The sequence below is a fragment of the Salinicola rhizosphaerae genome (assembly GCF_014652715.1).
Taxonomy (GTDB): Bacteria; Pseudomonadota; Gammaproteobacteria; order Pseudomonadales; family Halomonadaceae; genus Salinicola; species Salinicola rhizosphaerae.
The window spans coordinates 154,760-180,663 of the sequence record NZ_BMZI01000008.1 but is presented as its reverse complement, the minus strand read 5'-3'; the positions used below and the strand labels follow the sequence as shown (position 1 = coordinate 180,663).

Genomic DNA, 25,904 nt, shown 5'->3' with positions numbered 1-25,904 from the left:
AAAGAACTTGCCGCGACGCCTGACACGTTGCGGCCGCCTACCGCGAGCGCGGACGTCTTCCGCGCCGAATCGTGTGATGAGCCGGGTGCCGAAGATCAAAAACGACGCGGCATCGGCCGATGCTTCCTTGATGAGGACGATGACATGGACGACAACTTGCGCCCCGAGTCGGGCGTTTCGACTTTTGACCCGCGCGATTCGGCGCCACAGCCGCACTCGCCGGGGCGTCGCCGCTTCCTGCAGACGGCTGGGGTTTCCGGTCTGGCGGTTGCCGCGGCGCCGGCGCTGTCACAGGTAAGCTACGCTGGCTCGCCGGATCAGCCGGCGACGCAGAGCGACACCCCACCCGCCGAGGGCAAGCAGCGCATTACGCTCACCGTCAACGGCCAACGCCATCAACTGGACGTGACACCCAATGTGGTGCTGCTCGACGCGCTGCGCCACGGTCTCGGTCTTACCGGTACCAAGAAGGGCTGCGATCACGGTCAGTGCGGCGCCTGCACGATTCTGGTCAACGGCACCGCGATCAACTCCTGCCTGAGTCTCGCGGTGACTCACGATGGTGACGAGATCACCACCGTGGAGGGGCTCGAGCAAAACGGTCGGCAGCATCCCATCCAGCAGGCGTTCCTGGCACACGATGCCTATCAGTGCGGTTACTGCACCGCCGGTCAGATGATGAGCGCGGTAGCGATTCTGCAGGATGACGCGATCGGAACCAGCGATGCCGATGTGCGCGAGGCGATGAGCGGCAATATCTGCCGCTGTGGCGCCTACAAGAATATCGTCGCGGCGATCCAGTCCGCCCGCCAACAGATGCAGGGGTAACGTTCATGCGTAACTTCGATTATGCCCGTGCCGAGAGTGCGCACCAGGCGGTCGCCGCTCACGGTACGGATCGCGAGGTCTCTTTTCTCGCCGGTGGCACGACGCTGCTGGATCTGGTCAAGCTCGACGTGATGCAGCCGCAAAAAGTGGTCGACATCAACCGCGTCGATCTCGATGGCATCGAGCGTCTGGACGATGGTCGTCTGCGCATTGGCGCCATGGTGACCAATACGGCGCTCGCGCGTGACCAGCGCGTGATCAATGACTATGCGGTGCTTTCCCAGGCCTTGCTGGCGGGAGCCTCCACACAGCTTCGCAACAAGGCGACTACCGGCGGCAACATGATGCAGCGGGTGCGCTGCCCCTACTTCCGCGACGGTGTCTCCGCTTGCAACAAACGTGAACCCGGCAGTGGCTGTTCTGCCATTGGCGGCGTCAACCGCTCCGTTCATGCCGTGCTGGGCACCAGTGATCAGTGCATCGCCTCGCATCCGTCCGATATGTGCGTGGCGATGATCGCCATCGGCGCGACCGTTCAGGTCGAAGGGCCGGAAGGCCAGCGCGAAATCGATTTCGCCGATTTTCACCTGCTGCCCGGAGAGACTCCGGCACGAGAACACGCCCTCGAGCCGGGCGAGCTGATCACCCACGTGACGCTCGATGCGCCGATCACCGGCAGCCAGTCCGCTTATCTCAAGTTGCGTGATCGCCAGTCCTACCAGTTTGCGCTCGCCTCCAGCGCGGTGATCGTACAGATGGACGGCGACACGATCACGCAGGCCCGCGTAGCCCTGGGCGGTGTAGGCACCAAGCCTTGGCGTGCGCCCGAAGTCGAAGCGGCACTCAAAGGCAAGAGCGCAAGCGAACGGCTCTTTGCCGACGCAGCCGGTCGGGCTTTCGAGAACGCCACCGCCTATTCGCAGAATGCCTACAAGATTCCGCTCGGACAGCAGGCGATCGTGCGCAATCTCGCCGATCTGATCGATTCGACTGCCGCCTGATTCGCCCGCGAGGAGACCCCACATGAGTGATCAATCCCGTTCCATCATCGGCGCGGGCGTGCCCCGCATCGATGGACCCGACAAGCTGTCGGGCCGCGCCAACTACGCCGCCGATAACCTGCCGCCGGGGCTGACCTACGGTTACGGCGTGTTCAGCACGATCGCCAGTGGCCGCGTGACCGATATCGAACTCGATGACGCCCGCGACATGCCGGGCGTGGTCGACATCTATCATCATGGCCACTTCCCGACGCTCTATCACACACCGTCGAGTCTGGCCCAGGGCAACAAGGTCGAGGAGACGCGACTGCCGTTCGAGGATGACCGCGTCTATTACGCCGGTCAGTTCGTGGCACTGGTGGTCGCGGATACCTTCGAGAATGCCCGTGCTGCCGCGCGTCGGGTCAAGGTGAGCTATGCCGAGGAACCGACGCTTGCCACGCTCGAGCAGGGTATCGAGGCGAACGGCACCCAGCCCGGCAGCGGCAATCACTCTCGCGGCGATGCCCCAGCAGCCTTCGACAGCGCCGCGACGACCGTCGACGTCACCTACCGCACGCCGGTCGAGACCCATAACCCGATGGAAATGCACGCTTCGACTGCCTGGTGGCAGCGCGGCGAGCTGACGATCTTCGATGCCTCTCAGGGCGTCGTCGTGGCGAAGGGGGCGCTCTCCAAGATCTTCGCCATGTCGCCGGAGCGTATCACCGTTCATGCGCCCTACATCGGCTCGGGGTTTGGCGGCAAACTGTGGACCTGGCCGCACGCGATCGCCACGGCAGCCGTCTCGCGTGAGCTCGGGCGCCCGGTCCAGCTCGTCGTGCCGCGTCGTGAAATGTTCACGACGGTCGGTCATCGTCCGGAAACGCGTCAGCGCCTGCGCCTGGCAACGGACGAGAATGGCAAGCTGGTCTCGGTGCGGCATGAGTCGATCAACACGACCTCGTTCACCGATCAGTACGTCGAGACCTGTGGCAGCGTGACCAAGAGTCTCTATCGCTGTCCGGATCTCACGGTCAGTCACGCCACAACCCAGGTGAATCGGGGCACGCCGACGTCGATGCGGGCGCCGGGCGCAGCGCCGGGACTTTTCGCGTTGGAGTCGGCGATCGACGAGATGGCGCTGGCGGCGGGCGCCGATCCGGTGCAGTTCCGGCTCGACAACTACGCGAGCCGCGACGAGAGCAAGGATCTCGACTTCTCCAGCAACCATATCGTCGAAGCGACGAACCGGGCGGCGGAGAAATTCGGCTGGGCGGATCGTACGCCCGGCGTGGGCAGCATGCGCGACGGTCGCGAGATCGTCGGCTACGGCATGGCGGCGTGCAACTGGGAAGCGCTGAAGATGGCGTGTGACGCGCGGGTCTCGATCCGCGCCGACGGTACCGCGTTCGCCTCCTGCGCGACCCAGGATATCGGCACCGGCACCTACACCATCGTGGCGCAGACCGTGAGCGACGTCACCGGCATTCCGCTCGATCGTATCACCGTCAAGCTGGGCGATTCTTCCTACCCGGACGGCCCGGTTTCCGGCGGTTCCTGGGCCACGGCGACCACGCTGCCGGCCATCGCCGGCGCCGCGCGTAACGCGCTCGACGAGATGAAGCGCTACGCCACGGGCACGGGAGGCGTCTTCGCGGGCGCTGCCAGCGACGATCTGGAAGTCTCCGATGGCGGCCTTCGCAACGCCGATGGCAAGCACTCGGACTTTGCCGCGATTCTCGACGCCGGCCGCTACGGCAGTGCCGATGGCGAAGCGCACACCAAAGCTGCCGACTCCGAATACTCCTACCGCTCCTTCGGCGCTCACTTCGTCGAAGTGCGCTGGGACCCGGGCATTTCGCGACTGCGCGTCGCCCGTGTCGTCAGTGCCATCGATGTCGGCCGCGTGATCAACGAGACCACCGCACGCAACCAGGTCGAAGGCGCCGTGGTCATGGGTATCGGCATGGGCCTGTTCGAGGCGACCGAGTATGACGAGCGCAACGCGCGCCCGGTCAATAACGACTACGCCGAATACCTGGTGCCGGTGCACGCCGACCAACCGGAGATCGACGTGATCCTGCTCGACTATCCGGATACCAAATTCAACGAATACGGGGCCCGTGGCATCGGCGAAATCGGCATTACCGGGCTTGCCGCCGCGGTCGCCAACGCCGTCTACCACGCCACCGGCAAGCGCATTCGCGAACTGCCGATCACTCTCGACAAGCTGATGGAGGACGTGCCCGCAGCGCAGAGCGCGTAATGGAGATAGGATGTGCCTTGCGTGAGAGGAACACGAAGTGCGTGATCTGAAAAAGACGTAGCGTGCTTGAGATTCAAAATCGGTAGAAAGGATAACGCCGGCTTCTGGAGGTTCCAGAAGCCGGCGTTGATATTTTGGGTGTCATTGAAAAGCGGGCTTTGTCACCGGCCGTTCTTCTCCCGCCAGGCGGCAAAATCCTTCAATGACCGTTCATCCGTCGGCGGGTAGAGGCCGACGATGGAGCGCCCGCCTTTCACTTTCTCGGTGACGAAATCTTCGAAGGCAGTCATCTCGACCGCTTCGGCGGCAATCTCTTCCGCCAGCTCGGCGGGGATCACGATCACGCCTTCATCGTCGCCAACGATGATGTCCCCCGGGAAGACCGCGACATCGCCGCAACCAATGGGGACGTCGATATCGATGGCTTGATGTCGGGTCAGATTGGTCGGCGCGGAAGGACGCTGATGGTAGGCGGGAATCTCGAGCTTGCCGATCTCCGGGCTGTCACGAAAACCGCCGTCGGTGACGATGCCGGCGGCGCCACGCACCATCAGCCGAGTGATCAGAATCGAGCCTGCCGAGGCCGCGCGCGGGTCGTTGCGGCTATCGATCACCATGACGTGGCCGCTTGGGCACTGCTCGATGGCGCGTCGCTGCGGGTGCTCGGGGTCGCGGAAGACGTCGATGCCGTTGAGATCCTCGCGCGCGGGGATTGTGCGCAGCGTGTAGGCGGGGCCGACCATGATCTGGCCTTTGGGCATGACCGGGCCGACGCCTTGCAGCGTCTGGTTACGCAATCCGCGTTTGAACAGCGCGGTAGAAAGGGTCGCCACGGAAACGCCCTTGAGAGGCTCGATGATCGATGCATGCATGCGCTGGCTCCGAGAACGGGAAGGGGAACGTCATCTCGGAGCCTACGCGGCGTGCGGCCAAAGTCGATAAGACCTTGGTCACTGATCGGTCGACTCAGTCGACCGTCGCCTCGATGAGTTTCTGCATGCCCTGCTGAAGCGGTTTCACCGCCGGGCAGTCGCCGACACCGTGACGGTCGGCGATCCACTGCGGGTCGTTGTAGCCGATCCAGGTCTGGCCCTGTTCGTCCTGCCACACCAGCGCCTTCATCGGCAGGTCGATGCCGGCAGTCGGCGCGCACTGCATCAGCGGGGTGCCGCTCTTGGGGTCGCCGAAGATGACTACCTCGTTCGGCAGCAAAGCCATGCTGCGCGACATCGCGGCCTGACGATGATCGATCCGCGCAAAGACGGTCATGCCGCTGGTGCGCACCTGCTCGGCGAATCGGCTGGCGGTCTCGTGAACGTCGGCGTCACTTTTCGTGACGATCATGCCCGGTACCTGCGGGGCATCGGACGTGGCCTGTGCTTGGGCGTTGGTCGCACCGCCCAGGCAGCTCAGGGCGATGGCGGCGGCGGTCAGCCAGCGGTAGGGTGATCTCATGGCGTTCTCCTGCTTGGTGAAAATCGATCGAAGGCGTTCAATGGACGCTGGCGCCCTGATCGCTGGTCAGCGCGGCTTCGGCGAGGTCGACCTCTCGCACCAGCTTGCGCAGCACGTTGTCGTTGATGCGGTCGCGCTCGCGCAGTTTGTAGTACTCGCGGCGTTCGGCGCGCAGCGCTTCCAGCCGGGTCTCACGCTCGAGCTGGCGCGTCATCTCCAGTTGCGGCGTCGCGGTATCCGCGGAGTGCAGCGTCAGTCGCTCCCGATAGTAGGCCATCAGCTGGCCGCTGATATCGTTGAACGCCATGATCGTCTCGTCGTTGGTCTTGGCTTCGGCAAACTCGCCGGTGCGATCATGGTGGAAACGCTCGATGCGGTAGATCGCAGCCTCGGCACCGGCGATTCGGGCGCGCCTCTCTTCCTCGAACTCATGAGTGTCGTTGGGAATCTTCAGGTTGCGCAACACCAGCGGCAGGCCGACGCTGCCGACGATCAGCGTGAACAGGATTACCCCGGTGGCGAGAAATATCAGCAGTTCGCGCGCGGGTAGCGGCGTGCCGTCTGCCATCACCTGCGGCAGCGAGAGTGCGGCGGCGAGCGTGATGGTACCGCGAATGCCGGCCAGCGTGGCGGCGAGCATCAGACGCAGCGGTACACGGGCATTGCCGTTCGGCGACGGCAGGCGCGGCTGACCGCGAATCGCGCCGGCGAGTCGTGTCAGCGCACGGCCGACCTCGCTGGCCAGCCAGATCCAGACGAAGCGAGACACCAGCAGTGCGATCGAGATGACCGCCACGTAGCCCAGAAGACGCAGAAACTCGAAGTCGCCGACGTCGTGCAGCGAGTGATCCAGTGCGCCGGTGATGATCGCCGGCAACTGGAAACCGAGCAGTAGAAAGACCAGCGCGTTGAGCACGAACTCGAGCATTTCCCACACGCTCTGGGTCTGCATTCGCGTATGCAGCTGGCCGACCCGCTTGATGTCGGCCCGGTTCATCACCATGCCCGCCGCGACGGCGGACAGAATGCCGGACATGCCGAGATGCTCGGCAAGCAGGAAGGCGGCGAACGGCAGCAGCAGCACCAGCAGAATGACCTGCACCGTCGTCGCCTCGCCCAGATGGCGCTCGATCAGACGCGTGCGCACGAAATTGAAGCCGAGGGCAAGCAGGGCACCGACGACCAGTCCGCCCACGGCGATGATGAAGAAACTGAGTGTGGCGTCAGCCAGCGAGAACGTGCCGGTGATCGCCGCCGCGACCGCGAACTTGAACGCGACCAGACCGGAGGCGTCGTTCATCAGCGATTCGCCTTCGAGCACGCGCATCAGCCGCGGCGGGACCGGCAATCGCCCCGAGATCGAGGAGACGGCGACGGCGTCGGTGGGCGAGAGGATCGCCGCCAGCGCAAAGCAGATCGCCAGCGGCAGAACCGGGAACAGCAGGTGAATGAAGTAGCCGACGCCGACCACGGTGAACAGCACCAGGCCAAGTGCGAGCGCGAGTATCGGCCCGCGCAGGATCATGAACTCGCGCTGGGGGAAGCGTCTGGCGTCCGAGAACAGTAGCGGTGCGATGAACAGCAGCAGGAAGATTTCCGGCTCCAGCTCCACGTGTAGACCGGAAGCCGGCCAGGCGAGGATGGCGCCGAGAATGATCTGCACGAGCGGCGTCGGCAGCGAGGGTAGAAAGCGCGCGATGACCCCGGTCGCCGAGGCCACCAGTAGAAGAATGAGAACCAGAATCAGGGTATTCATGAAGGCAGAAGGTCGCTTGTCGGGGTGAGGGCGGTCGTCGCCAAGTCGCCGAGCTTAACGGAAGTTAATCCCGTCTACAGCTGCGACAAATTTTCCGATCGCGCGCCGGGCATGTCGGTGAAGTGGTGACTATGCTTCCTAGTCGAGACGATGGCGGCGGCCTGACACCGACGCCTCGTTTGTGGTCCGCTTCGAGACGCTCCAGGCCCGGCCGTTGCCGGAAGCTCTCGACCGTCGAGCGCTCCGCGAGCCTGGAGTTGCGAATGCCTGACAGCCGGCGAAGACCGGTAAGAGACCGATAACAGCACTTTCCCTGACCGTGGCCAGACGCAGTGACGCGCAGCAAGCCGCGGTCCACGAATCGATGAGGAGCCGGCAAGATGGATGATTCCGTGCATTCTTCCCCCAATAAATCCCCCCTTGGAACCGGCGATGGAGAACCGTTGACGGTGAATTTCACGCTGAATGGCAAGGCGACCTCGCTTCAGGTCGCACCCAACGCTGTATTGCTCGATGTCCTGCGCGAACAGCTCCAACTCGGGGGCACCAAGAAAGGGTGCGACCACGGGCAGTGCGGCGCCTGTACGGTTCACGTCGACGGACAGGCGATGAATTCTTGCCTGCGCCTGGCAGCCATGTGTGAAGGTCAGCACGTGACGACGGTCGAAGGGCTTTCGCGCGACGGTGAGCTGCATCCCGTTCAGCAGAGCTTTCTCGAGTGCGATGCGTTTCAGTGCGGCTACTGCACGCCTGGCCAGATGATGTCGGCCTCGGCGCTGCTTGCCGATGAACGTATCGGTACCGATGACGCCTCGGTGAAGGAGGCGATGAGCGGCAATATCTGTCGCTGTGGTGCCTACAAGAACATTCTCGAAGCGATTCAGCAGGCGCGTCTGGCCTACGATGCCACGGCCGAGCGTGGTTCGGTTCAGCGCAAGGAGGGAGCCGCATGAGACCTTTTGCTTTTTCTCGCGCCGATTCCGTCGATCATGCCGCGCATCAGACGGCGCCAACGGCGGCCTTCGTCGCCGGCGGCACGACGCTGCTCGACCTGGTCAAGCTCGATGTCATGCGTCCGACCGCACTGGTCGATATCAACACGCTGCCGTTGAAGCGCGTCGAGCGTCTCGATGACGGCCGCCTCAAGATCGGGGCGCTCGTCACCAACACCGATCTGGCGCACCATGAGGAGGTCAAGGCGCACTACCCGGTGCTGTCGCAGGCGCTGCTGGCCGGTGCCTCCACGCAGCTTCGCAACATGGCGACGACTGCCGGCAACGTCATGCAGCGTACGCGCTGTCCCTATTACCGTGACCCCGCGGCGGCGTGCAATCGACGCGCGCCGGGCAGCGGCTGCGATGCGCGTGACGGAATCAATCGCATGCATGCTGTGCTCGGTGGCAGCACCGACTGTGTCGCCGTTCATCCGTCCGACATGTGTGTGGCGATGGCCGCCATCGGCGCCACGCTGACACTCAAGGGCCCCGACGGCGAGCGCGAGGTCGCGTTCGGCGAATTCCACCGGCTGCCGGGCGACACGCCGCACATCGAGCATGACCTGCGCGATGGTGAACTGATCACGGCGATTACGCTCGACGCGCCGCTGGTGCCGGCCGGTTCGCACTATCTCAAGCTGCGTGACCGGGCTTCCTACGAGTTCGCGCTCGCCTCCTGCGCGGCCCAACTCTCGCTCGATGGAGAGCTGATCGGCGAGGCGCGAGTCGCGCTGGGAGGCGTTGCCACCAAGCCCTGGCGCTGCGCCGAGGCGGAGGCTGCGCTCGTCGGCCAGCCGGCCGAGATCGCGAGCTTCGAGCGCGCCGCCGAGATCGCGCTGGCGGATGCCCGGCCGCTTGCGCACAACGGGTTCAAGGTGACGTTGGCGAAACAGGCGATCGTACGCGCGCTGCGTGAAGCGGCGCGTTGTGCTGGAGAGACTCAGGAGGCGTCCGCATGAACGACATGACCCAATCCGCGTTTCACAAGCCCAAGGTCGTCGGCCAGCGCACGCCGCGTGTCGACGGTGAATTCAAGCTGACCGGGCGTGCCGGCTACACCGGCGAGCTGCACGTCGAGGGTATGCTTTACGGCTATCCCGTGCCGGCCACCATCGCCAATGGTGAACTCGAAGCGCTGGAACTCGATGAGGCGCTGGCGATGCCCGGCGTGGTCGATATCTTCCATCACGGCAATTTCCCCAAGCTGCACCGCTCACCGAACAGCATGGGGCATGGCGATCAGGTCAGCGAAGTGCGCCTGCCGTTCGAGGACGAGCGCATCTATTACCATGGCCAGTACATCGCGCTAGTGGCCGCCGAAAGCTTCGAACAGGCGCGTGCCGCCGCGCAGCGGGTCGTCGCTCGCTACCGTCAGAAGACGGGGGCCGTTTCCAGCCTGCTGGATGGCGATCACGACAGTGACGAGGAGGGCCAACTGCTCGAGAGCGCGGGCAGCTCGCGTGGCGATCCGGAAGCCGCTTTCGACGGCAGTGCGGTGAAGATCGATGAGGTCTACCACATCGCCGCCGAGAGCCACCTGCAGATGGAGATGCACGCCACGCTCGCCGAATGGCAAGGCGAAAAGCTCGTCGTTCATGAGTCGAGTCAGGGGGTGTTCTACCAGCGTAACGCCATGGCGCGCATTTTCGATATGCCGCAGGAGCATCTCGAGGTCATTTCCCACTATATCGGCTCCGGTTTCGGCAACAAGCTGTTCATGTGGCCGCATGCGGTTGCCACCGCGGGAGCCGCGCGCGAGCTTGGCCGACCGCTCAAGGTAGTGCTGCCGCGACAGCAGGACATGATGTCCGGCGGCAATCGTCCCGCCTCGCGCCAGCGCATTCGCCTCGGTGCGGATCGCGAGGGTCGGCTGACGTCGGTGATCCATGACAGCACCACCGAGACCTCACTCGTCGATCAGTACGTCGATGCCTGTGGTAGCGCGACGCCGAGCTTCTACGCCTGCGACAACCTGGCGGTCAGCCAGCGCATTCTGCCGGTCAATCACGGCACGCCCTGTCCGATGCGTGCTCCGGGCGAAGTCTCCGGTATTTTCGCGCTGGAAACGGCGATGGATGAACTGGCGGTCGCGCTCGAGATGGACCCGGTCGAACTGCGGTTGAAGAACTACGCCGAATCCGACCCGTCCAGCGGGCTGCCGTGGTCGAGCAAACAGCTCGACAAGTGTCTGCAGAGCGCCGCCGAACGCTTCGGCTGGGCGCAGCGCAACCCGCAAATCGGCTCGATGCGCGATGGCGACGAGATCATCGGCTATGGCATGGCCTCGTGCACCTGGTTCGCCGGGCGACAGCCTTGCGAGGCGCGGGTCGAACTGCGCGCCGATGGCACGCTGTTCGCCGCCTGCGGCACCCAGGATATCGGCACCGGCACCTACACCATCGTGGCGCAGACGGTGGCCGAACTGACCGGCGTCAAGCTTTCCGACATCGAGGTCAAGCTGGGCGAGACCAGCCTGCCGGCGGGGCCGCTTTCCGGTGGCTCGATGGCGACCGCGACGACGCTGCCGGCGGTGGCCGCGGCAGTGCGCGATGCGCTGAGTGCGCTCAAGGAAGTCGCGACCGGTAGCGGTGGTGCGTTCGAAGGCGCGGATGCCGACTCGCTGACTGTCGCCGATGGCGCTTTCAGCGACGGCAACCGCACGGTGAGCTTTGCCGATGTGCTTGCGGCCAACCGGCTCGCGAGCGTCAATGGCAAAGGTAGCAGCGCCCCGGGCGATGAGCAGGGGGAGTACAGTTTTCGCTCCTTCGGCGCCCACTTCGTCGAGGTGCGTTTCGATCCGGGCATTTCGCGAGTGCGCGTGGCGCGGGTCGTTTCGACCATGGATATCGGTCGGGCGATCAATCCGCCGACGGCGCGTAATCAGGTCGAGGGCGGTATCGTCATGGGCATTGGCATGGGCCTGTTCGAGAAGCTCGACTACGACCCTCGCGATGCGCGGCTGATCAACTCGAACGTCGCCGACTACATCGTGCCGGTTCATGCCGATGCGCCGGAGATCGACGTAGAACTGCTCGACTATCCGGACTTCAAGTTCAACGAGTTTGGCGCGCGAGGTGTCGGCGAAATCGGCCTGACGGGGATCGCGCCGGCGATCTCCAATGCGCTCTACCACGCCACCGGCAAGCGCTACCGGGATCTGCCGGTCACGATCGAGGCCCTGTTGGCCGATCAGCGTTCGGCGTAGCGAAGCCCACCCACGAACAGCGCGACACAGCGACTGACGCGTGATTCGATCGCCGCCCGAGAGGGCGGCGATTGCAGTTGCAGCAGCTGGATCAGGTGCAGCTCGCCAAGGATCGAACCCAGAAAGATCCCGGCCAGTTCCATGGCGTCGGCCGCCGGCAAACGCTCAGCCTGCATCTGGCGCTCGAGATAGTCCGCCAGCGCCTGGCGTACGCGTCCGGGGCCGGCGGCGTAGAAGATGCGACCGATCTCCGGTTGACGCGGATTTTCCGACACCACCTCGCGGTAGATTCCCAGCGTCTCGCAATCGGTCACCTTGGCGAGTAGCGTGACGCCGAGTCGTTGCAACGCTTCTTCGACCGGCAGCTCATCGACGCGCTCGGCGGAGAGGGCGTCATAGAGATGATGGGAGCGCCGTTCGATCATGGCCTGGAACAGCCCTTCCTTGTTGCCGAAGTGGCGATAGAGCGTGGAGAGCGAGCCGCCGGCTTCGGCCACGATGTCATTGACGCTGACCTGCCCGTATCCGCGCTCGAGAAAGAGCTTGTGTGCCGCATCGATCAGCGCGTCTCGACGCTTCATGCCGCGTTCGGTCGTCGGCTTGCGCGGTGTCTGTGAGCAATGTTCTGGCATGGAAGTCTCTGGCCGGGAGCAGGACGCATCCAGAACGGGAAACGGCGCTGCGTTCGGATGCGTACCGCTACCTTCTCATACTCGATGGCGGTGGCGTTTTACAAAAGATAGTGTAGCATACATTACACATTGAGTTGCCTGTATCACCAGCATCGAAACAGGCTCGTCGACACGGGCTTATCGAAATAGGCTTGGCATGAAGATCAAGAAGAAGTTGTACACGGTCGCGGTGGTCGTGGTCGTGCTCGTGGTCGCGTTGATCTACGGCTGGCACTGGTGGCAAACCGGTCGTTTCTTCATCGAGACCGACAACGCCTACGTGCGGACCGACAGCGTGGCGGTGCGTGCCGAACTGACCCAGAAGGTGGTCAGGGTGGCAGTGAACGACAATCAGCGGGTGGAAAAGGGTGACCTGCTGGTCCAGCTCGACGACCGTGACGTGCGCAGCCAGCTCGCCCAGTCGCAGGCACAGCTGGCGGTGAGCAGCGCCAACGTGACCCAGGCCGAGCGTCAGGTAGATCTCGACCGGGCGAGCATCGATGAGGCCGAGGCTCAGGTCGCGTCGGCCCAGTCCGACGTGGATCAGGCGCGCCAGCATCTGCAGCGTTCTCAATCGCTGGCGGCGAACAACTATGCCTCGCGCCAGCAGCTCGACGATGACCGGGCGTCGTTGAACGTCGCGCAGGCCACGCTGAAGGCGCGCCAGGCGAGCGTCGAGTCCGCCAAGCGGCAGCTCACGGCGGATCAAGCCTCGATCGACAGCGCCAAGGCCAATCGCGAAGCCGCCGAGGCGGATATTGCCTACAACCAGAGCCAGCTCGACAAAACCCGCATCGTCGCCAGTCGGGCTGGCGTGATCGGCAATCGCACCGTCGAGCCGGGCAATCTGGCGCAGCCATCGTTGACGCTGATGCAGCTGGTTCCGGTCTCCAGCGCCTATGTGGTCGCCAACTACAAGGAGACGCAGATCGAGCGCATGCGCGTCGGCCAGCCGGTCTCGCTTGCGGTGGATGCCTACCCGGATATCGCGTTCACCGGCCGCGTGGACAGCGTGGCGCCGGCGACGGGGACCGAATTCAGTCTGCTGCCGCAGGACAACGCCACCGGCAACTTCAACAAGATCGTCCAGCGCGTGCCGGTGAAGATCCTCGTGACTGGTCCGAAGGATCAGCTGTGGCGCCTGCAGGCGGGGCTCTCGGTGGTACCCTCGGTGGATACTCGCGAAGTCGACGGTCAGGCGATCTATTTTAATCCGGGCCCGGGGCTGCCCGATGGCGATCCGGACTCCGGGCTGGCCGATGATGCTTCGGATCAGAAACCGCCCGATGGCGCCTCGACCTCGGGACAGTCCGGAGGCGGCTCGACTGCCGAGCCCGATGAGGCCATGTCGCGCCAAGCCAGCGGCGCGAGCGAGTGATTCGGCATGAGTGAGGTGGCAACACCCGAAGCGCCTGCAGGCAATCACGCCGGCCCGCAGGACATGCCTTCCTGGCATCACCGCTTTGGCTTCATTGCGGCGGTGTTCGGGATGTTCATGGCGATTCTGGACATCCAGATCGTCGCCAGCTCGCTCAACGAGATTCAGGCCGGCGTTTCGGCCTCGAGCGACGAAATCTCCTGGATCCAGACCTCCTATCTGGTGGCGGAGATCATCATGATTCCGCTCTCCGGCGTGCTGATGCGCTGGCTCTCGACGCGAGTCGCCTTCGTCATCTCCTGCGCCGGCTTCACCCTGGCGAGTCTCGGCTGTGCGCTGGCCTCGAGCATCGAGCAGCTCATCATCCTGCGCGCCATTCAGGGCTTCATGGGTGGCGCGATGATTCCGATCACCCAGGCGGTGAGCTTCTCGCTGTTTCCGCGGCGCAAGATGGGGGCGGTGCAGGGGGTGATCGGTATGGTCGTCACCATGGCGCCGTCGATCGGGCCGACGGTCGGCGGCTACGTCACCGAACTCTTCAGCTGGCACTGGCTGTTCCTGGCCAACGTCATTCCGGGCATCTGCGTGACGATCGCGGCATGGCGTTTTCTGGATGTCGACGAGGGTGATCCCGAGGTCGCCAAGCGGCTCGATTTCCAGGGCCTGATCCTGATCGCGCTGTTTCTCGGCAGTCTGGAGTTCGTGCTGGAAGAGGGGCCCGGCGACGACTGGTTCGCCAGCGAGCTGATCATCTGGATGACGCTGCTCTGCGTCGTTTCCTGCATCGGCTTCTTCTGGCGCGTGCTGACGGCGCGTTATCCCATCGTCGATCTGCACGCGTTCAAGAACCTCAACTTCTCCATCGGCACCGGCCTGGTCTTCATCGTTGGTATCGCGATGTATGGCCTGGTCTATCTGATGCCGCTCTTTCTCGGCAATGTGCGCGGCTATTCGAGCTTGCAGATCGGCGAGGTGATGTTCGTCACCGGCGTGTCGATGTTCTTCACCGCCCCCCTCGTCGGGCGCCTGACCAACTCGGTCGACCTGCGCCTTTTGCTGTTCATGGGGCTTCTGCTGATCGGTATCGGCACGGCCATGAACTCGAATCTGACCGATGAGTCCGGCTTCTGGCAGTTCTTCTGGCCGCAGATCGTGCGTGGCATCGGCATGATCATGTGCATCATCCCCGCTTCGCGTATTGCCATGGGCACGCTGCCACCGCAGGAGCTCGGCAACGCGGCAGGGCTCTTCAGCGTGATGCGCAACCTTGGCGGTGCGGTGGGGTTGGCTATGCTCGATACCGTGCGTGACTGGCGCGAGGACTTCCACTGGAATCAGCTGATCGGCTCGCTGAACCAGGGGCGATTGGTGGTTCAGCAGCAGATCGAGAACTATCAGTCGATGCTGGTCGGCCACGTTGCCGACCCTTACCACAGCGCCGTCGCTCAGCTCGGTCAGCGTGTCGGTATCCAGACCCAGGTGCTCGCCTACAACGATATCTTCCTTTGGATGGGCTGCATCTATCTGCTGAGCGTGCCGCTGGTGTTTCTGCTCAAGAAGATCGAGCACTGACTCGGCTGTGCAATTGTCCGGCGGCGATGATTCAATAGCGCGATCCTTTGCCAACCAGGAAGCGCCGAATGTCGCTCAACAATCCTCAACCGCCGCGACCCGGCGCCGATGAACCCGTGCGTACCGTGCTGCGTCTGATCGGTGCATTCGCGGCACCGGTGATTCTCTATCTGCTCGCCTGGGAGCTGGTCGCGCGCTTCATCCTGCCCGGGATGGGCGAGGGCGGACATGGCTTCGCCATCAATCTTTTCAGCGTGCTGATTCCTTTCGTCGGCGTACTGGTCAGCGTCTACCTGGCGGGCGTCAAGGCCGGACGCCTGCTGGGCGGCGGCGTGCTGACCGTGTTCTTTCTCTACCTCTATGTCTCCTCCGGCGTGGCGCTGACCTGGCTGCCGGTTCTGCTGACGCTGGGAGGCGTCGTGCTGGGCGTCGTCGCGGCGCGTTTCTGCCCGACGATGAAGCCGGATCTCGGCGCCGTTTTTGGCTGAATACGGTGATCGCGGATACGGCGGAACTTCTCGCCTGGCGGCGCCAGCAAGAGACGATCTTGCTGGCGCGGCGCTGGCGCGGCGTGGTCTGGATCGCCGATGACGGTGCCGGCCTCGCCGCCGCCAGGGCCGCACGCTGGTTTGCGACTGAGAGTGCGATCGCGACTGTGGCCGGGGGTGAAAGGAGAGCCTGGCGCTCGCCGCTCTGGGTTGGCCAGCGGCCCTCATCGCTCGACGGCGAAATCCCCTCACTGTCCCACGCACGGGCACGCAGCCGCCTCGGCTGCGAGCACGATCTCGTCGTCTTCGATGCCTGCAGTGGCAACACCGGCGGCGGAGGTAGCGGCTTCGACCCGGATGCCTTCGGTGCGGTCAGCGGCACGGTGAAAGCCGGAGGCTGGCTGCTACTGCTGACACCGGCGCACTGGCTCGACGCCAAGCACGTGGACTGGCGCGGCGATGCCGACTATCGCCGCCTTGCGCACTGGCCCCACGAGCCCGAGACGCTCGACGCTCGCTATCTGGCCCGGTGCGCGCGATGGCTGCGCGCCTTTTCGGCGCTGGCGACCTGGGCGGATGGCAATCTGCCTTCCTTGCCGCATTGGCCTGAGCCCGTCGGCTCCGAAGGTGGCGTGGCGGTCGATCCCGACTGTCTGACTCAGGATCAGGCACTGGCCGTCGAGCGGCTGGCGAAGCTGCGTAGGCGGCGGCCGGTGGTATTGATCGCTGATCGTGGTCGCGGCAAGAGCGCCGCACTTGGTATCGCGGCTGCCCGGCGGCTGCGCGCGGGCGAGAGCCGGTTGTGGGTGACGTCGCCGAGCGTCGACTCGGTGGAGGCGCTGTTCGCACGGCTCGCCGCGCTGCTGCCGTGCGGTGTTCGTCGCGAACATCGCTTCGAGGTCGTCATCGATGGGCGCAACTGCTGCGTGGCGTGGCTGGCGCCGGAAGCGGTGGTGCCGGCGCTCGCGGACGCATCAATCGACCGGCACGCACCGCCGACGCTGTGGGTCGACGAGGCCGCCGCCATTCCCGCGGCACGGCTCGGTGATTGGCTCGAGCGCTTTCCCCGGCTGGCGTTTGCCACGACGGTGCACGGCTACGAGGGAACCGGCCGCGGCTTCGAGGTCCGACTGCGCGCGCGGCTCGACAGCGTCACGCCGGACTGGCGCCGTCTCGAAATGAAAACGCCGGTGCGCTGGGGCGACGATGACCCGTTGGAAGCGCTGACGCGCTCGCTGCTCTGTCTCGATGCCGACATCGCCAGGCCACCGCGCGTGACGCGCGCGCTGGAAAACGCCGCCGTCGGTTACCGCTGGTTGGATCGCGACGCCCTGGCGGCGGACGATCCGCTGCTCGAACGTGTCTTCGGTCTATTGGTACAGGCGCACTACCGAACGGCGCCGAGCGATCTGCGCCAGTTGCTGGACGGCCCCGACGTTCATCTGCTGGCCGCCGAAGCTGGCGGACTCGTGGTCGGGCTCTGCGTCGTGCAGCAGGAGGGCGGTTTCGATGCCGCGCTGGCCGGAGAGATTCATCATGGACGGCGGCGGCCGCGCGGTCACCTGCTGGCGCAGTCGCTGGCGGCTCATGGTGGGTTTCTGGAAGCGGCCGAGGCGCACTTGTGGCGAGTCATGCGTATCGCGGTGCATCCCGAGGCCCGGCGCCAGGGTGTCGGCGCCGGGCTGATCGAGCGTGCCGCCAAGGCCGCGCGTGCGCACGGCATCGAGCATCTCGGCGCGAGCTTCGGTGCCGAGCCCGAGTTGATACGGTTCTGGCGTGCGCAGGATTTCCGTTCACTGCGCATCGGGCTGACGCGAGAGGCTTCCAGCGGCGAGCCGGCGCTGATGATGGGGCGCGGTCTGACCGCTGAAGCGCAGTCGACGATAGCGCGGATGAACCACGATTTCGTGCGCCTGCTGCCGGATCTGCTGGCGACCGAGCTCGATAGCATCGAGCCATTCACCGCAGCGCTGCTGCTCCACGAGGGAAGTGCGCCGGCGATCGACGCCGAGATCGAGCGACGGCTCGGCTGGTTTGCCGAAGGTGGCGGGGCGTTGCCGCTGGTCAGGCCCTGGCTGCGCGAGGCCTGGCTTGCGTGGTGGCGTCGTCAGCCGCTGGAGAAGCTCGACGCGTGCGATGCGCTCACCGGTACCGATATCGCCGCGATGGCGGCGATGCTGTTTGCGCTTCGTGCCGACGTATCGGCGGGGTTGCCGGCGGCGGCGCGGCGCGAGCGGGAGGCGACGGCCAGGCAGTGGGCGCGCCGGCTTCTCGGCGGGAAGTGACGCTCGCGAACGCCGCTCACCGCGGAGCTGGCGTTGCCGCCAATCGCTTGGCGGCTCCCCTATGGTCAAGCGTCGGGCCGACGAGTAAGGTGTTGGCACCTTGAATCTCGTGCGCGTGATTTTCGTGCATATACCATGATGATAAACGGCTGCCTCGCTCGTCCGGCGGCCGCTCGATCGCCAACCGGCGACACGCAGGAAACCGACCATGAACGATCATCTGCTGACACTGGCTCCTGAACCCGTCTGGCGCCACTTCCGCACGCTGTGCAATACGCCGCGACCTTCCGGCCACGAGGCGCAGCTGGTCGAGGTGCTCGAGCGCTGGGCCGACGAGAAAGGCCTTGCCCACGACCGCGACAGCTATGGCAATTTGCGCATTCGACGCGCCGCGAGCCCCGGCCGTGAATCGGTGCCCGGCATCGTCCTGCAGGGGCATCTCGACATGGTGACCCAGGCCAACGCCGATCATCCGCACGATTTCCTCAACGACCCGCTCGAGACCTACGTCGAGAACGGCTGGCTGTACGCGCGCGGCACGACCCTTGGCGCGGACAATGGGCTCGGCGTCGCCGCCGCCCTGGCGATTCTTGAGGCGGACGATATCGAGACCGGGCCGGTCGAGGCGCTCTTCACGCTGGAGGAGGAGACCTCGCTACAGGGGGCACTTTCTCTCGACGAGGACTGGCTCGAAGGGCGGTATCTGCTCAACCTGGACTCCGAGGATCGTGGTGAAGTCTATATCGGCTGCGCCGGCGGCGCGGACGTGGTGGTCGATGCCGATCTGCCCATGCGCGGCTGTGACGACGAGGAAGTGATGCGCCAGATTGCGCTGACCGGCCTGGTCGGCGGTCACTCCGGAGCAGATATTCACAAGGAGCTGGGTAACGCCAACCAGTTGCTGGTGCGCGCGTTACGGGCGCTGGGCGAGCTCGAGATCCGGCTGGTCGACTATCGTGGCGGCACGTTGCGCAATGCGCTGCCGCGTGAAGCCTTCGCGACCATCGCCATCGACGAGCACCACCTGCCGGCACTGGAGCTGCGGTTGGCAGAACAGCAGGCGCTCTATCGCGAGGAGCTTGCCGGTGTCGACGACAACGTCACGCTGACGGTAGCGCCGGCCGCGACCTCCTGCGAGGAGGCCGAAGCCCTGACCGATACCGCCACCCAGCTCCTCGTCGCCGCGCTGCACGCCGCCCCCTACGGTGTCGAACGCATGAGCGTCGAAGTGCCTGGCGTGGTCGAGACTTCCAACAATCTGGGTGTCGTCTCGCTCGAGAATGGACGTTTCCACCTCTGTGCGCTGGTGCGCTCGCTGCGCGACAGCGCCACGCAGAACTTGGCCGATCGCTTTGCCGCGCTGTTCGGGCTGATCGGTGCGCAGACCCGGGTCGAGAACGCCTACCCCGGCTGGACCCCGAGCGCCGACAGCACGCTGCTGACGCGCTTCCGCCGGCTGCACCAGGAACTCATCGGCGAGGATCCGGCGGTCGAGGTCATTCACGCCGGGCTCGAGTGCGGCATCATCGGGGGCAAGTATCCGCAGCTCGAGATGATTTCGTTCGGTCCGGTGATTCGCGGCGCCCACTCGCCGACCGAGCGCACCGAACTCGCCTCGGTCGAGGAGTTCTGGAAAGTGCTCAAGGCGCTGGTTGCGGACATCGGCTCTGGCAAGGCTGCCTGACACCGTGGCTCGCGGTATCTCTTGACGTTCGTCTTGACGGACGTACGGAAAAGCGTACACTTCGGTAGGATCTTGACCATTGACTGGGGGCGTCATGACGGGCGTAACCGCGACTGAAGCGCGTAGCAATCTCTACCGGTTGATCGACGAGACTGCTGAGTCACATCAGCCGATCGTCATCACGGGCAAACGTAACCGGGCAGTGCTGATCGCCGAAGAAGACTGGTCGGCCATTCAGGAGACGCTCTATCTGCTCTCCGTACCGGGCATGCGGGAGTCGATCCGTGAGGGGATGGAGACGCCGGTGGACGACTGTGATGCGGAGCTGGATTGGTGACGTGGAGGCTGGCTTTCACTCGGCAGGCTCAGAAAGATGCGAAGAAACTGGCTTCCAGTGGCCTCAAACCCAAGGCCGAGGAGCTGTTGGCACTGATCGCGGAAGATCCTTACTGCAAGCCGCCGCCGTTCGAGAAGCTCATCGGCGATCTTGCGGGTGCCTACTTGCGTCGCATCAATATTCAGCATCGGCTGGTTTATCAGGTGCTCGACGACGAAAAAGTGGTCAAGGTTCTTAGGCTCTGGAGCCACTACGAATAATGTTTCTGCGCTGCGAGTACGATGCCTGCCGCACCGAGCGGCTGCTCGCTACTCATCGCTCGCGCGGCGTGACCAGGGCTGCTGGTCGCGTCGCACCTCTTCCAGTCCCTCATTTGAGATGAAACCGTTGGCGAGCGCGTGCTCGGCCATGCTGGCGCTGTCGCGGGCCAGCACCAGCTCGCAACCGCTCTCGCGCATCTCGTTGGCGAGGACTTCGATGGCAGCGTCGCGCTCCGGATCGTTGTCGACCTTGCGGATATAGACGGCACGCACCCGATCCGGGTAGGCCTTGACGATCTCGGCGTAGACCTCGGGGTCGCGCTGGCCGCTGTCGCCGATCAGGATGAACGGCAGCTCGTCGTAAAGCGTGAGCATGTTGTGAATCACGTCGGTCTTGTGATCTTCCGCCTTGCGCGGCCAGGGCCGTTTCAGGCTCATTCCCCACTCGCGCAGGAACAGAATCGGTCCGACCGGAATGCGATTCATGTTGAAGAACATCTCGAGCATTTCGTAGATGCTCCAGGGCCCGCGCGAGACATACAGCATGGGGCGCTGGCGATTGCCCTCGGCGCCGGCGTAGAGCGCACGGTAGAAGGGCGCGACCCCCGGAAACGCCGTGCGTCGATGGGCCTTCTCCATGAACAGGCGATAGAGCATCTTCAGCTTGTTGGCGACCCCGGTGTACATCACGGTGTCGTCGATATCGCTGATCACCAGCAGGTCGGTGCTTGCCGGCGGAATGTAGACTTCGGTCTCGGTGCTGATGGCGTCCGTCTCCGAGATCACGCGGAGCTTGGCGGTGTGCCACATGGCTTCTGCCGGCAGCGTATGGGTGATTTCGATATGGGCGTAGAAGTAGCCGTCGGCATCGGTGTTGACCGTGGCGTGCGTGGCCCCGAGTCGAATGTCGACTCTGGCGTCGGCGACGCCGTGTCTCACCACGCGACGGGCGACATCGACCAGGTCGCGCATTACGCCACCGCGTTTCCAGCGCCCCAGACGCCCGGGCTGGCGAAACACCCGCCCCATGATGAAAGCTTCGGAGTGCGAGCCGTAGCCGCGATAAGGATGCACTATGACGCCGCCCTCGCCCTTGTCGCCTCGCATCGGGCGAATGAACAGGCGCACCAGCTTCTTGATGAAGTGGATCAGTTTGGTCACGAACAGTCGCGGCAGCGATCGGGAACCGGAGTCGGCGGTGTCGGTGGAATATGGCACGTCTGTGTTCGTTCCCTGGCAAAAGTTAAGTGCACTGAAGTGCGGGGCTGCCAGAGAGTATGGGAAGGCGAGCGGCATCCTGCAAAGATCGCGCGCTGTCTGGATTTCGGCCGCTCACGAAAATGCCCGCCGGATGGCGAACATTCGGCGGGCAATCCGTAAGCTTTCCAGTGCCGATCAGGCGTGCTGATGGCTGTGACGGCCCTCGGCGATCTCTTCGAGCACCTTGGCGTTGAAGGCGTCGAGATCCTTGGGCGTGCGGCTGGTCACCAGACCGCTGTCGACGACGACAGCTTCGTCGAACCAGGTGACACCCGCATTCTTGAGGTCCTGAGCGACGGACGGCACGGAAGTCATCTTGCGGCCTTCAACGACGCCGGCGTTGATCAAGATCCACGGCGCGTGGCAGATCGCGGCGACCGGCTTGCCCGCTTCGAAGAAGTGACGCACGAAGGCGAGCGCTTTTTCGTTCAGGCGAAGGGTGTCCGGGTTGAACAGGCCGCCGGGCAGGACGAGTGCGTGATAATCCTCGCTCTTCACGTCATCGAGGCTCTTGTCTGCCTCATAGGTGTCGCCCCAGTCGGTTTCCGCCCAGGCGCGGATGCCCTTGCCGTCCGGCGTGATGACGTGAGTTTCCGCGCCTTGGCCTTGCAGGGCGGCGCGCGGTGAGGCGAGTTCGGACTCTTCGAAGCCATCTGCGGCGAGAATGGCGACGCGTTTACCGTTGAGTTGCTGAGCCATCTTGACCTCCTGGTCGTGATGTATCGAACGTTGGATGAAAAGCCCATGGGCCATCCCGGTCCATGTCTCGGCTTACCTAAAAAGTTTGGGATAACGTGGCGAGAGTTCAAGGACGAATCGCGATGATCCGACTGGAATGATCCAGATCAAATAATCGCATCAGCGCCGGGGATGGGCATCGGCAAGGGTCTCCGGGGCTTGGAGGTCCGGAGGCGTCATCGCCGCAAACGTCGAATAAACCCTGGTTGCGCTTGCGCCGGCACGGCTTCTCGTCGATGGTGTGGCCGCCGGGTCGGCCCGGCCGGGAAGAAACTAGGCCTGGTGTGGAAGGCTGGTGTGGAAGGAGAGTGCAATGGAAGCGGGAATGGGGCAGTGGCCAGGCGCAGTCGGCCTTGCGCTCGCTATGGTCGTCGCGGGCCTGGCGTTGGTGCTGATCTGGCAGCGCCGTGTGATGGGCGTCGAGCGCGTACGACTGAGGACTGCGCTCGAGGAGAGCGAGTCCCAACGTCGCAGGCTCGAGCAGGAACTGGCGCAGAGCGATACCCAGCAGGATGAGCTGCGCGAGCAGCAGACGGAGCTCAAGCGCCAGCTCTCGGCGCGCGAAACTCAGCTCGAGACGCTCAATGAGCGTGTGGCGACGCTGCGGGAGCAGTATGGAAGGCTGGAGACGCGCCACGAACATCAGCAGAGTCAGCACGCGGAGCAGCTCCAACTGCTCGAACAGGCCAAGACGCGGCTCGGCCATGAATTCGAGGCGCTGGCCGGGCGTATCTTCGACGAGCGAAACCGGGCCTACAGCGCCCAGAGTCGGGATAGTCTCGAAGCACTGCTGAAGCCGTTTCGCGAACAGGTTTCCGGCTTTCGCGAGCGGCTCGAGGAGATCCACGGCCAGGAGCTGCGCGAACGCACCACGCTCAAGGTGCAGATCGACCAGCTGGCGAGCCTCAATCGCCAGATCACCGAAGAGGCCGCTAACCTGACCCGCGCGCTCAAGGGCGACAAGAAGATGCAGGGAAACTGGGGCGAGGTGATGCTCGAATCGGTGCTCGAGCGCTCCGGACTGCGGCGCGATATCGAGTACCGACGCGAGGTCTCGATCGAAGGCGATAGCGGGCGTCAGCGCCCCGATGCGGTGATCTACCTGCCTGACGACAAGCATCTGATCGTCGACGCCAAGGTGTCGCTCAACGCCTATGTGCGCTACGTCAACGCCGAGGATGACACCGAACGCGAACAGGCGCTGCGCGCCCACGTGCAGGCGGTTCGCGCCCATATTGATTCGCTGTCGGGGAAAGATTACCCGCACCTGCCTGGGCTGCGCTCACCCGACTTCGTGTTCCTGTTCATGCCGGTCGAGCCGGCGTTTGCCGTCGCCTTCCAGCATGACGAGACGCTGTTCCAGGATGCGTTTTCCCGCGACATCGTCGTGGTCACGCCAACCACGCTGCTGGCCAGTCTGCGTACGGTGGCGAGCCTGTGGAATCTCGAGCGACAGAACGAGAACGCTCGCCATATCGCCGACCGTGCCGGCAAGCTGCTCGACAAGTTCCAGGGATTCGTCTCAAGTCTGGAAGATGTCGGCCGGCATATCGGCCGCGCTCAGGGCAGCTTCGATCAGGCGATGGCGCGTCTCTCCAACGGTCAGGGCAGTCTCGTCAGCCAGGCGCTGGCGCTTGAGAAGCTTGGCGTGCGCATGAAGCGCGAACTGCCGGCACATCTCCGACGGGAGGCGGAAGAGCACGAAGATGCATCCGGTGGAGAAGAGATCGAGCGGGGTGGTCGCTTCTCGGACGAGGGAAGCAATGGCGAGTTGCCCGAGCGGGAATGATCCTGGCTTGCCGCCCGAAGGCGGCATCGAATCCGGCATCGAACTCGGCAATCCATCGGCGCACCGGTGAGCTGAATCATCGATGCGCTCACGGTTCAGCCGAGGTAGGCGTTGAGCATCCAGACGGTCTTTTCCTGCTCGCGGATGTAGTCGCCGGCGAGCGAAGCGGTGCCTTCGTCGTCGGCATCGCTGGCCTGCGAAAGGATGTCGCGCTGCAGCTCGATCAGCACCTGGAAGCCGGCAACCAGGCCTTTCACGCACCGTTTGCCATCGGCGACGTCCTTGTCTTCCTGAATCTGTGAAACCTTGGCGTAGTCGCTGTAGGCGTGGAGCGGCTGGTACCCCAGCGTCAGGATGCGCTCGGCGACTTCATCGACCTTGGTCAGCAGATCGGTATAGATCTCCTCGAACTTCGCATGCAGCTCGAAGAACTGCTCACCCTTGACGTTCCAGTGGTAGCCGCGGGCGTTCATGTAGAAGAGCTGATAGTTGGCCAGCAGCGCGTTCAGTTTGTCGGCGAGTAGTGCAGCGCTCGAGGCGTGCAGGCCGATGGCATTGGTGTCGATATCGGGCATGACGGTAGCTCCCTGGCAGTAGTTCATGCGGTTACGCGGGCTACGGGGCGATCCCCGGTCGCTGAAGAGGAAGTGACTGGCGATAGTGTATCTGTCCGCTTGTCGATGCCCTAGACAAGCGTCGATATGGCGACAATAGAGAAGTGCTATTCAATCGGCGCGGTCGATAGTTTTTGTGTTGGTGAAAACGTCTCTCTTCGAGCCGCTGTCTATCCTGACATTGAATGACTGGCGCACCATAGTCGCGCCAGCGACTGGGCGCGATCGCTCAGCAGTGCGTCGCAGCGCGATAGCGCCTCGTCCAGCGTCATCGGCCCATCGGCGAGGGCAAAGGCGGCGGTGATGTGATGATCGAACGCGGCCTGCCACTGGTCGCCGAGTCGACCGACCAGGGCGACGGTCGGCACGCCGTGACTGGCGGCGCGACGCGCAATGCCGATCGGCGTCTTGCCCGATAGGCTCTGGCCATCGAGCTGACCCTCGCCGGTGATGACCCAGTCGGCGTCGGCGAGCAGGGCGTCGAAGCCGATCTGGTCCATCACCAGCTCGATGCCGGGTCGCAGCGACGCACCGAGAAAGGCGCGGGCAGCAAAGCCCATGCCGCCGGCGGCACCGGCGCCAGCCAGTTCGCGATGATCCTCTCCGAGTGCGCGGGCGACGTGATCGGCGAAGTGTGCGATCGAGCGATCGAGTGTCGCCACGTCCGCGTCGCTGGCCCCCTTCTGCGGCCCGAAGATGGCGCTGGCGCCACGCGGGCCGAGCAGCGGATTGTCGACGTCGACGGCCGTCTGCACCTCGAGCGCGGCGAGCCGAGGGTCGAGGCCGGCGAGATCGAGAGTTGCCAGGCGGGCAAGCGCCGCGCCGCCGGGCGCCAGCGGATTGCCGTCGGCGTCGAGCAGTCGCGCACCGAGTGCTGCCAGCATGCCGGCACCGGCATCGTTGGTGGCACTGCCGCCCAGCGTCAGCAGCAGCGAATTCGCGCCGGCGTCGAGCGCTGCCAGAATCAGTTGGCCGACGCCGTAAGTGGTGCTGTGAAGCGCGGTGCGCTCATCACGTTTCAGCTGCTGCAGACCACTCGCCTCGGCGAGCTCGATAAATGCCGTGCGGGTATCGGCCTGCCAACCCCAGGCGGCGACGGCCTCTCGCCCGAGCGCATCCTGAACGTTCGCTTCGCGCCGCTCGGCGCCGGTGGCGGCGAGCAGGGCGTCCAGCGTGCCTTCGCCACCGTCTCCCATCGGGCACTGATGGAGGGTGGCCGTCGGCAATTCCCGCGCGATGCCACGCGCGATGGCCGCGGCGGCATCTCGCGCCGACAGCGCATCCTTGAAGCTATCCGGGGCGATGACAATGTTCATGGCGTCCTCTCGGTGCGGGTATCT

The 25,904-nt window shown here is 64.5% G+C and carries 22 protein-coding genes; 14 read left to right on the top strand and 8 right to left on the bottom strand.

Translation table 11 applies throughout. From position 1 onward, the window contains the following. Positions 1 to 144 precede the first annotated feature (144 nt). The 3 genes from IE125_RS17480 to IE125_RS17470 are packed head-to-tail and all read left to right on the top strand — an operon-like array spanning position 145 to position 4,077. Positions 145 to 828, top strand: a complete 684-nt coding sequence (locus tag IE125_RS17480) for a (2Fe-2S)-binding protein (protein WP_189445960.1) — start codon at positions 145 to 147, stop codon at positions 826 to 828. Positions 829 to 833: 5 nt separating this feature from the next. After that, the gene (locus IE125_RS17475; RefSeq protein WP_189445959.1) at positions 834 to 1,829 is read left to right on the top strand and encodes an FAD binding domain-containing protein; all 996 of its coding nucleotides are present in this window, start codon (positions 834 to 836) and stop codon (positions 1,827 to 1,829) included. 22 nt (positions 1,830 to 1,851) lie between these two features. Then, positions 1,852 to 4,077 carry a xanthine dehydrogenase family protein molybdopterin-binding subunit gene (locus IE125_RS17470; protein WP_189445958.1) on the top strand — a complete coding sequence of 742 codons (2,226 nt, stop codon included), beginning with the start codon at positions 1,852 to 1,854 and terminating at the stop codon, positions 4,075 to 4,077. Between the two features lie 161 nt (positions 4,078 to 4,238). Here IE125_RS17470 and IE125_RS17465 read toward each other — a convergent pair whose 3' ends face one another. The 3 genes from IE125_RS17465 to IE125_RS17455 form a co-directional block, all read right to left on the bottom strand. After that, positions 4,239 to 4,949 carry a ribonuclease activity regulator RraA gene (locus tag IE125_RS17465; protein WP_189445957.1) on the bottom strand — a complete coding sequence of 237 codons (711 nt, stop codon included), beginning with the start codon at positions 4,947 to 4,949 and terminating at the stop codon, positions 4,239 to 4,241. A gap of 94 nt (positions 4,950 to 5,043) precedes the next feature. Continuing rightward, positions 5,044 to 5,532 carry a DUF302 domain-containing protein gene (locus IE125_RS17460; RefSeq protein ID WP_229809189.1) on the bottom strand — a complete coding sequence of 163 codons (489 nt, stop codon included), beginning with the start codon at positions 5,530 to 5,532 and terminating at the stop codon, positions 5,044 to 5,046. A 37-nt stretch (positions 5,533 to 5,569) separates the two neighbouring features. Next, on the bottom strand, positions 5,570 to 7,288 hold the full coding sequence (locus tag IE125_RS17455) for a Na+/H+ antiporter (protein WP_189445956.1): 1,719 nt from the start codon (positions 7,286 to 7,288) through the stop codon (positions 5,570 to 5,572). A 380-nt stretch (positions 7,289 to 7,668) separates the two neighbouring features. On the opposite strand from IE125_RS17455, the gene IE125_RS17450 reads away from it, so the two are divergent. From IE125_RS17450 to IE125_RS17440, 3 genes are read left to right on the top strand one after another with little or no spacing between them, the layout of a single operon-like run. Further along, positions 7,669 to 8,241 (top strand): (2Fe-2S)-binding protein, encoded by a 573-nt coding sequence (locus IE125_RS17450; RefSeq protein ID WP_189445955.1) that lies wholly within the window; start codon positions 7,669 to 7,671, stop codon positions 8,239 to 8,241. Beyond that, the gene (locus IE125_RS17445; RefSeq protein ID WP_189445954.1) at positions 8,238 to 9,242 is read left to right on the top strand and encodes an FAD binding domain-containing protein; all 1,005 of its coding nucleotides are present in this window, start codon (positions 8,238 to 8,240) and stop codon (positions 9,240 to 9,242) included. Before IE125_RS17450 ends, IE125_RS17445 begins: the two co-directional genes overlap by 4 nt. Then, entirely contained in the window at positions 9,239 to 11,488 is a 2,250-nt protein-coding gene (locus IE125_RS17440) for a xanthine dehydrogenase family protein molybdopterin-binding subunit (protein WP_229809188.1), read from the top strand. The genes IE125_RS17445 and IE125_RS17440 overlap by 4 nt, the downstream gene beginning before the upstream one ends. Here the strand turns inward: IE125_RS17440 and IE125_RS17435 are convergent. Further along, a complete protein-coding gene (locus tag IE125_RS17435) occupies positions 11,473 to 12,120 on the bottom strand; it encodes a TetR/AcrR family transcriptional regulator (RefSeq protein ID WP_189445953.1) in 648 nt (215 codons plus the stop codon). The genes IE125_RS17440 and IE125_RS17435 overlap by 16 nt on opposite strands. 196 nt (positions 12,121 to 12,316) lie before the next feature. Between IE125_RS17435 and IE125_RS17430 the strand changes: the two genes are divergently transcribed. The 7 genes from IE125_RS17430 to IE125_RS17400 all read left to right on the top strand — a co-directional run bounded on the left by IE125_RS17430 (position 12,317) and on the right by IE125_RS17400 (position 20,163). Next, positions 12,317 to 13,537, top strand: a complete 1,221-nt coding sequence (locus IE125_RS17430) for an HlyD family secretion protein (protein ID WP_189445952.1) — start codon at positions 12,317 to 12,319, stop codon at positions 13,535 to 13,537. 6 nt (positions 13,538 to 13,543) lie between these two features. Continuing rightward, positions 13,544 to 15,109 carry a DHA2 family efflux MFS transporter permease subunit gene (locus IE125_RS17425; protein ID WP_189445951.1) on the top strand — a complete coding sequence of 522 codons (1,566 nt, stop codon included), beginning with the start codon at positions 13,544 to 13,546 and terminating at the stop codon, positions 15,107 to 15,109. Between the two features lie 68 nt (positions 15,110 to 15,177). Continuing rightward, the gene (locus tag IE125_RS17420) at positions 15,178 to 15,597 is read left to right on the top strand and encodes a hypothetical protein (protein ID WP_189445950.1); all 420 of its coding nucleotides are present in this window, start codon (positions 15,178 to 15,180) and stop codon (positions 15,595 to 15,597) included. Positions 15,598 to 15,602: 5 nt separating this feature from the next. Continuing rightward, complete coding sequence (locus tag IE125_RS17415; RefSeq protein ID WP_229809187.1) at positions 15,603 to 17,882, top strand: GNAT family N-acetyltransferase; 2,280 nt, start codon at positions 15,603 to 15,605, stop codon at positions 17,880 to 17,882. Between the two features lie 208 nt (positions 17,883 to 18,090). Beyond that, entirely contained in the window at positions 18,091 to 19,566 is a 1,476-nt protein-coding gene (locus IE125_RS17410; RefSeq protein WP_189445949.1) for an aminoacyl-histidine dipeptidase, read from the top strand. A 94-nt stretch (positions 19,567 to 19,660) separates the two neighbouring features. Continuing rightward, positions 19,661 to 19,903: a type II toxin-antitoxin system Phd/YefM family antitoxin gene (locus tag IE125_RS17405; RefSeq protein WP_189445948.1), complete on the top strand. Its 243-nt coding sequence runs from the start codon at positions 19,661 to 19,663 to the stop codon at positions 19,901 to 19,903. Further along, a complete protein-coding gene (locus tag IE125_RS17400; protein ID WP_189445947.1) occupies positions 19,900 to 20,163 on the top strand; it encodes a Txe/YoeB family addiction module toxin in 264 nt (87 codons plus the stop codon). Before IE125_RS17405 ends, IE125_RS17400 begins: the two co-directional genes overlap by 4 nt. 48 nt (positions 20,164 to 20,211) lie before the next feature. Here the strand turns inward: IE125_RS17400 and IE125_RS17395 are convergent, their stop codons facing one another. Both IE125_RS17395 and IE125_RS17390 read right to left on the bottom strand, forming a co-directional pair. After that, the gene (locus IE125_RS17395) at positions 20,212 to 21,270 is read right to left on the bottom strand and encodes an App1 family protein phosphatidate phosphatase (RefSeq protein ID WP_189446067.1); all 1,059 of its coding nucleotides are present in this window, start codon (positions 21,268 to 21,270) and stop codon (positions 20,212 to 20,214) included. Between the two features lie 288 nt (positions 21,271 to 21,558). Further along, positions 21,559 to 22,122: a type 1 glutamine amidotransferase domain-containing protein gene (locus IE125_RS17390; RefSeq protein WP_189445946.1), complete on the bottom strand. Its 564-nt coding sequence runs from the start codon at positions 22,120 to 22,122 to the stop codon at positions 21,559 to 21,561. Between the two features lie 352 nt (positions 22,123 to 22,474). On the opposite strand from IE125_RS17390, the gene IE125_RS17385 reads away from it, so the two are divergent. Then, the gene (locus IE125_RS17385) at positions 22,475 to 23,950 is read left to right on the top strand and encodes a DNA recombination protein RmuC (RefSeq protein WP_229809186.1); all 1,476 of its coding nucleotides are present in this window, start codon (positions 22,475 to 22,477) and stop codon (positions 23,948 to 23,950) included. A gap of 95 nt (positions 23,951 to 24,045) precedes the next feature. Here the strand turns inward: IE125_RS17385 and IE125_RS17380 are convergent, their stop codons facing one another. Both IE125_RS17380 and IE125_RS17375 read right to left on the bottom strand, forming a co-directional pair. Continuing rightward, the gene (locus tag IE125_RS17380; RefSeq protein WP_189445945.1) at positions 24,046 to 24,525 is read right to left on the bottom strand and encodes a Dps family protein; all 480 of its coding nucleotides are present in this window, start codon (positions 24,523 to 24,525) and stop codon (positions 24,046 to 24,048) included. A gap of 209 nt (positions 24,526 to 24,734) precedes the next feature. Continuing rightward, positions 24,735 to 25,880, bottom strand: a complete 1,146-nt coding sequence (locus IE125_RS17375; RefSeq protein ID WP_189445944.1) for a glycerate kinase — start codon at positions 25,878 to 25,880, stop codon at positions 24,735 to 24,737. Between the last annotated feature and the right edge of the window lie 24 nt (positions 25,881 to 25,904).